Source organism: Nocardioides sp. (genome assembly GCF_035703625.1).
Lineage (GTDB): Bacteria > Actinomycetota > Actinomycetes > Propionibacteriales > Nocardioidaceae > Nocardioides.
Genome location: NZ_DASSXS010000264.1, coordinates 1 through 7,705 on the forward strand (window position 1 = coordinate 1; position 7,705 = coordinate 7,705).

Annotated in this window: 7 protein-coding genes and 1 tRNA gene; 6 read left to right on the top strand and 2 right to left on the bottom strand. The window is 71.6% G+C overall.

Annotation, left to right across the window (positions count from 1 at the left end):
- Window positions 1-564 (top strand): HdeD family acid-resistance protein (locus VFN12_RS13835; protein ID WP_325119303.1); only part of this gene is annotated, 564 nt, incomplete at its 5' end.
- Window positions 561-1,910: a hypothetical protein gene (locus tag VFN12_RS13840; protein WP_325119304.1), complete on the top strand. Its 1,350-nt coding sequence runs from the start codon at window positions 561-563 to the stop codon at window positions 1,908-1,910. The genes VFN12_RS13835 and VFN12_RS13840, both read left to right, overlap by 4 nt.
- Here VFN12_RS13840 and VFN12_RS13845 read toward each other — a convergent pair.
- A complete protein-coding gene (locus VFN12_RS13845) occupies window positions 1,890-2,852 on the bottom strand; it encodes a YhjD/YihY/BrkB family envelope integrity protein (protein ID WP_325119305.1) in 963 nt (320 codons plus the stop codon). The two genes, VFN12_RS13840 and VFN12_RS13845, sit on opposite strands and share 21 nt — an antisense overlap.
- Before the next feature lie 82 nt (window positions 2,853-2,934).
- On the opposite strand from VFN12_RS13845, the gene VFN12_RS13850 reads away from it, so the two are divergent.
- Window positions 2,935-3,453, top strand: a complete 519-nt coding sequence (locus VFN12_RS13850) for a potassium channel family protein (RefSeq protein WP_325119306.1) — start codon at window positions 2,935-2,937, stop codon at window positions 3,451-3,453.
- Window positions 3,454-3,464: 11 nt separating this feature from the next.
- Here VFN12_RS13850 and VFN12_RS13855 read toward each other — a convergent pair whose 3' ends face one another.
- On the bottom strand, window positions 3,465-5,579 hold the full coding sequence (locus VFN12_RS13855; protein WP_325119307.1) for a phage holin family protein: 2,115 nt from the start codon (window positions 5,577-5,579) through the stop codon (window positions 3,465-3,467).
- A gap of 148 nt (window positions 5,580-5,727) precedes the next feature.
- On the opposite strand from VFN12_RS13855, the gene VFN12_RS13860 reads away from it, so the two are divergent.
- The 3 genes from VFN12_RS13860 (at window position 5,728) to VFN12_RS13870 (ending at window position 7,654) form a co-directional block, all read left to right on the top strand.
- A complete protein-coding gene (locus VFN12_RS13860; RefSeq protein WP_325119309.1) occupies window positions 5,728-6,807 on the top strand; it encodes a serine hydrolase domain-containing protein in 1,080 nt (359 codons plus the stop codon).
- Window positions 6,808-6,996: 189 nt separating this feature from the next.
- Window positions 6,997-7,494 carry a CAP domain-containing protein gene (locus VFN12_RS13865; RefSeq protein ID WP_325119310.1) on the top strand — a complete coding sequence of 166 codons (498 nt, stop codon included), beginning with the start codon at window positions 6,997-6,999 and terminating at the stop codon, window positions 7,492-7,494.
- A gap of 87 nt (window positions 7,495-7,581) precedes the next feature.
- Window positions 7,582-7,654, top strand: a tRNA-Lys gene (locus VFN12_RS13870).
- Window positions 7,655-7,705 lie beyond the last annotated feature (51 nt).

Sequence of the window (7,705 nt, forward strand, 5' to 3'; positions counted from 1 at the left end):
GACCACTGGGGGCTGGTGCTCACCTACGGCCTGCTCACGATGGGGCTCGGCCTCGTCCTGGTCCTGTGGCCCGACCAGACGCTCAAGGTGCTGGCCGTCCTGATCGGCATCCAGCTCATCCTCACCGGCGCCTTCCGGCTGGTCATGGCCGTGGCGTCGCGGCACGTGGACGGCAGCACCCGGGCGGTCGCCGGCATGTTCGGTGCGCTGGCGCTCGTCCTCGGCCTCCTCTGCCTGCGGTCCCCCCTGCAGACGGTGCTGGTCATCGGCATGATCCTCGGGGTCTGGTGGATGGCCGCGGGTCTCGTCGACATCGTCGCCGCGCTGCGCTCCCACGACTCGCACCGGCGCGGTTGGGACCTCGGGCTCGGGGTTCTCAGCGTCCTGGCCGGAGGCTTCCTGCTCATCGCCCCGGAGGTCTCGCTCGGCCTGCTCGTGGTCATCGTCGCTGTCTGGTTGTTCTCCTACGGCTTCATCGCCATCGTGGCCGGCCTCGTGCTCCGCAGTGAGGAACGGCGCTCCACCAGCACGTCGGTGCCCGGAGCAGCCCAGCCGGCGACATGACCGACATGCCCGCCGACAGCGCCGCGGAGGTGGCCCGGCTCCGCGCCGAGGTGGAGCGACTCCAGGGCGAGCTCCAGACCGCGTCCCACGACCGGCCCGAGCGCCATGGCGGATGGTGGCGCGTCCCGGTCATCGGCCTCTGCCTCCTGCTGGTCGGGGTGCTGGCGCCGCTCTCGATCCTGGCCACGTGGGCGCACGACGAGGTGTCGGACACCGACCGGTACGTCGAGACGGTCGCCCCGCTTGCCGACTCCCCCGAGGTCCAGGCCGCCGTGACGGCTCGGCTCACGGCCCGGATCATGGGCCTGCTCGACGTCGAGGCGGTCACCAAGGACGCCATCGACGCACTGGGGGAGCGTGGACTCCCACCACGAGCGGTCGCCAGCCTGACCGCCCTCTCCGGTCCGCTGGCCCAGGGCGTCGAGACATTCGTCAGCAACCAGGTGGCGCGGATCGTCAGCTCGGACGAGTTCGCCGACGCCTGGGCGGCCGCCAACCGCGTCGCGCACACCCAGATGGTGGCCGTGCTCACCGGCGAGACCGGGGAGGCGGTCGAGGTCAGTGGCGGGACGGTCCAGCTCAACCTCGGCGTGGTCATCGACCGGGTCAAGGAGCAGCTGCTGGACTCCGGCTTCACGCTCGCCTCGCGCATCCCCCAGGTGTCCGCCGACGTCACCCTGTTCCAGTCGGACGAGCTGGCGCGGGCGCAGACGGCGTTCCGGCTGCTCGACGCCACCGCCCGCGCCCTGCCGCTGATCGCACTCGCGCTGCTCGGCATCGCCGTGGCGGTGTCGGTCAGGCGCCGTCGGACCCTGGCCATCGGGGCACTGGTCATCGCCGGTTCCATGCTGGTCCTGGGCGCGGCGCTCAACCTGTTCCGCATCGTCTACCTGGACGCGGTCCCGAGCGACCGTCTCCCGGCCGACGCTGCCGCGGTGATCTTCGACCAGATCGTCGAGTTCATCCGGCTGAACCTGCGGGCCCTGCTGGTCATCTCCCTGGCCGTGGCGTTCGTGGCGTGGGTCAGTGGTCCCGAGCAGGCACCGGCGTCGGTGCGGCGGGGCACGACCCGGGCCCTCGACGCGGTCCGGCACCGGCGGGACAGCGCCGGGCTCGCGACCGGGCGGGTCGGCGACTTCGTCTACACCAACCGAGGGCCGCTGCGGGCGACCGTCCTGGGCGGGGCCGTGCTGGTCTATGCCCTGGCCGACCACCCCACCGGAGCGTGGACGCTGGTCGTGGTCGCGGTCGCCGCGCTGATCCTGCTGCTGCTCGAGCTGCTGTCCGGGCGGCCGACCCTGCCCAGCCCCGGGCCGGTCGGTCCCTCAGCCGGGAAGCCCGCCTGACACGCGCGTCCGCAGCACCGGGACCCGCCGGGCGACGGCACGGGCCAGGCGCTGGACCTGGGAGTCCTCGACCAGGGCCCGCCCGACCACGCTGGCCACGACCAGCAGGCCGGCAAAGCCGACCAGCCACGTGGTGACGGCCAGGATCAGCCCGAGCGTCCCGAACGCGGCCGCACTGGAGGCGACGTACGCCGGCATGACGAGCCCCGACCCCCAGCTGTAGAGCATGAGCGAGTAGCCGGTCAGGAGGGCTCCGACGAGGAGGGTCCGCCAGGGCACCCGTCCGAACAGCAGGATCCTCGACGTCCACCACCACAGGAGCGTGGCCCCCGCCCCCTGCACCAGGTAGCGCAGGACCCCGAAGTCGGCGACCCGGTCGAGGACGAACCCCAGCCCTGCCAGCGTCTGCAGGGTCAGCAGCCAGCCGACCAGCCACACGCTGCTGCGTCGGATGCCGACCATCCCCCCGATGTGGGGCTGCTCCCAGATCTTCTCGTACATCCGCTGGACCGCGCGCGCGAAGGAGGTCGCGGAGAACAACGTGATCAGCAGCCCGATCACCCCGGTCTGGGCACGCACCTGATCCGGGTCCACGTTCGCCTGGATCATCTGCTCGCCGGTCCCACCCACTCCGGTCAGGTCGCGGAACCGCTCGACGGCCAGCGCGGTGAACTCCTCCGGGAGGAAGGCGGCCAGCATCACGAGCATCGGCACGAGCGCGAGCATCGCCTGGGCGGCGATCGCCATGGACCGGTCGATCAGCTCGATCCGGACCAGTCCCCTGACCACGCTGCGGACGACGGGCACGGTGCCCAGCACCCACTGGACGAACTCGAACCCGCGCCTCACGACCGCACGGACTCGGGCGAAGGCCATGGCGCGCCGCCTCCCGGTGCGGCTGCCGACCGTCGGCAGCGTGAGCACCAGCGTGGTGCGGTCCACCCCCAGACCCCTCACCCTTAGCGGGTGAACCAGAGGCAGCGGGCAGGTGCCACGGTCACCACAGAAGCGGAGGAACGAGTCGATGGTCGGGTGGAGACGCTGGGTACACCTCGGGGTCGTGCTCGGTGCGGTCGTGCTGGTCTACTTCCTCGCTCCCGTGTCACGGGAGCTCGAGCGCGGGACCCTGATCCGGATCCTGCTCTCCCTCCTGGTGCTCGCCCTCCTGGTGGTGGGAGTAGTGCGGCAGCTCCGCCTGCACCTCGATGACCAGGACCGGCGGGTCGACGGCCTGATCGTGTCGATCGTGGTGGTGATGACGGTCTTCTCGTTCTGCTACTTCACCCTCCAGCAGCGCGACCCGACCCAGTTCGCCCAGATGGAGACCCGGCTGGATGCGCTCTACTTCACCGCCACCACGGCATCCAGCGTCGGTTACGGCGACGTGCACGCGGTGGGACAGGTGGCGCGCGCGATGGTGCTGGTCCAGATCGTGTTCAACGTGGTCTTCATCGGTACGGCGGTCGCCCTCCTCTCCTCGCGCATCAGGGCGGTGGCCAGTGCTCGGGCGGAGGCACGGGCAGGTGGGCGGAAGCCGGAGTAGGCGTGCCCCGCTCAGACCGAGCGCGCCGGCTCGGTGCCGGTGTGCCCGGCGCCGGGTGCGCGGACGCCCTGACGGTGGCCCAGCAGCTCCAACCACCCGACGAGCAGCTCGTGCACCGCGTCCGCGCCGACGACCATCCGCTCCGGCCCGGGCAGATCGCGCGGCCACACGATCATCGCCCGGTCCTGCCAGCCGCCCAGCCCGCCGTGGCAGCCCACCAGCCCTTCGAACGCCGCCACCTCCTGCATGTCGTCGAGCAGGCTGTTGACGTAGATGTCGGGAGCCTCGGGCATCGTGGCCGCACGCAGCACGAACCCGGGCGCCTCCGGGCCGAAGGGCGCGAGCGGGTCCTGCCCCACGATCACCCCCTCGCGGACGCGGTGCTCACCATGGGCGCCGATCGCGACCGGCCCGTGCTCGACGGTGTCCACCACCGCGAACGCGATGCCCGGGTGTGCGACGAGGCCGGGCAACAGCGCCGGGAACCGCGCGGCCAGGTCGTCCACCGTCAGCCGCTGCGTCTCCCCCGACACGTAGATCAGCCCGAGGTTGCCGGAGCCGAACACCAGGAACTGCTCGGAGGCGTCGTCGGCCCCGGCCCGGCCACGCTCGGCCTCGTCGGCCCGGTCGGCGGAGTCGAACTTCTGCGCCGAGAGTCGGTCCGAGGCCTTGCCCAGGGCCCGGCCGACCACGGTGTCGGGGTCGCTGGAGGCCGCGATCATCGAGTTCAGCGAACCGCTGCCCTCCTCGTTCGACCCTGACGCGAGGACACTGGCGTCGGAGAGTCGCCGGACAAGGGCGGAGAGGTCCTCGCCGTACCGGTCGGCGAAGACCTCGCCCTGCGACTGGCCGTGGTCGGAGAGCACCACGAAGTGGTACTTGCGCGGCGCCACCTCGGCCACCGACTCGAGCTGCGCGAGCACGGCGTCGATGCCCTCGAGTGCGGCCAGCGACTCGGGCTGGGAGATCCCCGCGTGGTGGGCGACGGCGTCGTAGTCGACGTAGTCCACGTAGACCGAGCGCCTCCCGCGCAGCATCGCGTCGGCGACCAGGGTGGTGTTCAGGTCGCGCAGCACGCCGCTCAGCGCGGCCCTCTCGAGCGTGAAGCTCCAGCCGCGGTGCACCCGGGGGCGTACGTCGCGCCGCCGTGCACGCGAGGCCTGGAAGCGCTCGCGCGCGATCTCGCTGAAGGTCCGCGACATGCTGCGCGCCAGGCCGCCCGGTCGAGCCAGGAAGCTCGACAGGGTGACCCGCGCCTGACGGGTCTCCCTCGTGCGCTGGACCGCACTCATGGTCGCGTAGGCCACCGGGGCGTCGCCGGTGAACAGGTTGCTCACGGAGACGCCGTCGTCGACGAGCAGCCCGCGGCCGTTGGAGTGCCGCTCCTCGATGATCGCGGCATCGGCCGGCTTGTTGGCGACGTAGACCCGTCCCTCGGAGCGCTCCACCCAACGGAAGGCGGGGATGCCCTCGATGGTTCCGTGCAGGATCCCCATCTGGCTGGCCGGGGTGGTGGCGGGGAGCTTGGGACGCCACTCGGCCATGTGGTGCGAGCCGCTGCGCACCCAGCGCGCGAGCGTGGGCAGCGTCCCGGCGCGGACCCCCCACTCGAGCACGGGATACGGCACCCCGTCGGCCTGGACGAACACCACACCCGGGATGTCGGCGTCCTCCAGCTCACGCGGCCGCTTGCGGCGAGCGCCGCGGAGCAGGCTGGCCGTCACCGCGTCGTCGGTACCGGCGGTCGCGACCCACACGAACAGCGTGGCGACGGCGGCGACCACCCAGGAGGCGACGAAGGAGGACCACAGCCTGACCTCGTCGCCGGGAACCGCCGAGAGCACCACCCAGATCACCAGCGCCTGGCCGAACAGGCCGATCAGGATCGCCCCGACCCAGCCCAGCAACGCCGCGATCACCACGAGCACCGGCCGGAGGAGGCCGCCGATCACGAAGATCAGGACGGCGGCCACCAGCGCGCGGCCGACGCCTCCGACGTTGAAGTCGGGCACGAGCCACGAGGCGACGATGAGCCCGAGCGCGAACCCGACGAGCGCCAGCACGGCGCGCCCCAGGTCACCCCAGCGCAGTGTCCAACGCCGAGCGCGACGTCCCGTGCTCGCCATGGGAGGAGCATGTCGTCCACCTTCCTGACGCTGCTCCCCCGATCTGGGTGAGCCCGGAGGCGTGCAGCACCTGCCGTGTGGGCACGGGACCACCAGGTTCCGACCGGCTCGGTCTGGTGGCGTCCGGCCAGGATGGGAGTGTCTGGGCATGACGACTGAGGGAATGGTGGCACCGCCGTACTCGCGCGTCCGCGACGTGTTCGACGAGGTGCTGGTCGAGCAGCAGGGCACGGGCGCCTCGTTTGCCGTCTGGCACGACGGCCGGTGGGTGGTCGACCTCTGGGGCGGCCATGCCGACGTCGCGCACCGCCGGCCCTGGCGGTCCGACACCCTGGTGATGCCCTACTCGGTGACGAAGCCCTTCGCCGCCCTGTGCGTGCTGACGCTGGTCGACCGCGGCCTGGTCGAGCTCGATGCTCCGATGCAGCGCTACTGGCCGGAGCTGCGGGCCGAGGCCACGGTCCGTGACGTGCTCTCGCACCGCGCCGGCGTCGTCGTACTGGACGAGGAGGCGACCGAGGAGGCGTTCTACGACTGGGAGCTGATGTGCTCCCTCCTGTCCCGGCAGGCGCCGGCGTGGCCACCCGGGACTGCCCAGGGCGAGTCTGCGCTGTTCTACGGCCACCTGCTCGGCCAGGTCGTCCGCGCGGTGGACGGCCGTTCGCTGGGGCGTTTCCTTCGCGAGGAGATCTGTGGGCCCCACGACCTGGACTTCCACATCGGGCTGGGTCATGCCGAGCTGTCCAGAACGGCCGACCTGGCCGGCCTCGGCGCGGACTTCCGGGCCTCCCAGGCGACGGCGTCCGACCTCTATCGCCGGGCGGTGTCGAACCCGCCGGGTGCGCGAGACCTCCGGGTCGTCAACGGCGACAGGTGGCGGCGGGCCGAGGTGCCGGCAGTCAACGGTCACGGGACCGCACGCGCCGTGGCCGGGTTCTACGTCGCCCTCGCCCACGGGAAGCTGGTGGGCCGGGCCGTCCTCGAGGAGGTGACGCGCGGGCGCGGGACCGGCCCCGAGCTGGTCATGGGCGGGGAGCGGGAGTGGGGTCTCGGTGTGGCCCTGGAGCCCGACGGCTACGGCATGGGCGGCCTCGGCGGCAGCATCGGCTGGTGGAGCCAGGAGGGGCAGTACGCCGCCGCGTTCCTCACGGGCCACCTCGGGACGCACGACCGCGGCGAACGACTGGAGAACGCCGCGCGCGACGTGCTCGGCCTGCCCCCGCTCTGACCTGTTCGGCGACCTCGGCCGCCCGCCTTGCGAAGACTTCCGGGTTTGACGGCAATGACCGGTGGGAATCCTGCTCGCGTGACGCCGTCCGGGTCGAGACGTCCGGCCCGGCGCGGCAGTTCCCAGTGAGTCTGCCGGCACTGGCGCGCGGGGTGAACCGTCCACACCGTCGCTCGCTGGGAGTTCGAAATGCCGATGGTTCAGCACTCACTCACCGTGTTCGTCGCCCTGCTCGCATCGCTCGGTTTCGTGGTGGTGCTCGTGGGCAGCTCACCCGCCTCCGCGGGTCCGTCGTACACCGACCGCATGGAGTCCTCGGTGATCCGCTCGACCAACAACAAGCGGGTGGAGCGTGGCCGGAAGGCCGTCCGGGGCAACGAGTGCATCGACCGCATGGCAGAGAGCTGGGCCCGGCACCTGGCGCAGGCAAACACCCTGACCCACCGCAAGCTGGGCAGGGTCCTGAGCCAGTGCAACCGGTCCTACGTCAGCGAGAACCTCGCCAAGTACCCCGTGTCGCCGGGCATGACCGCAGCCGATGTCGCGCGCGGCACCGTGAAGGCGTGGATGCAGTCGGCGGGGCACCGCCACAACCTGCTGTCGTTCAAGCCGCGCGTGATCGGGCTCGGCGTGGCCAAGGACGCCAACGGCAAGAACTGGTTCATCGTCCAGAACTTCGCCCGCTGACCCTGCGGGTCCGCACGGGGCACGACGTCGGCCCGAGCCGTCCCGGGTGGACCAGTAGGCTGCGGCAGGCCAGCCACGCCACCGCCCGGGCCCCTAGCTCAATTGGCAGAGCAGAGGACTTTTAATCCTTTGGTTGTGGGTTCGAGTCCCACGGGGCCTACCGATAAGTTTGGATCAAGGCGCGGTCGAGACGCTTGCCACAGCTCAGTGT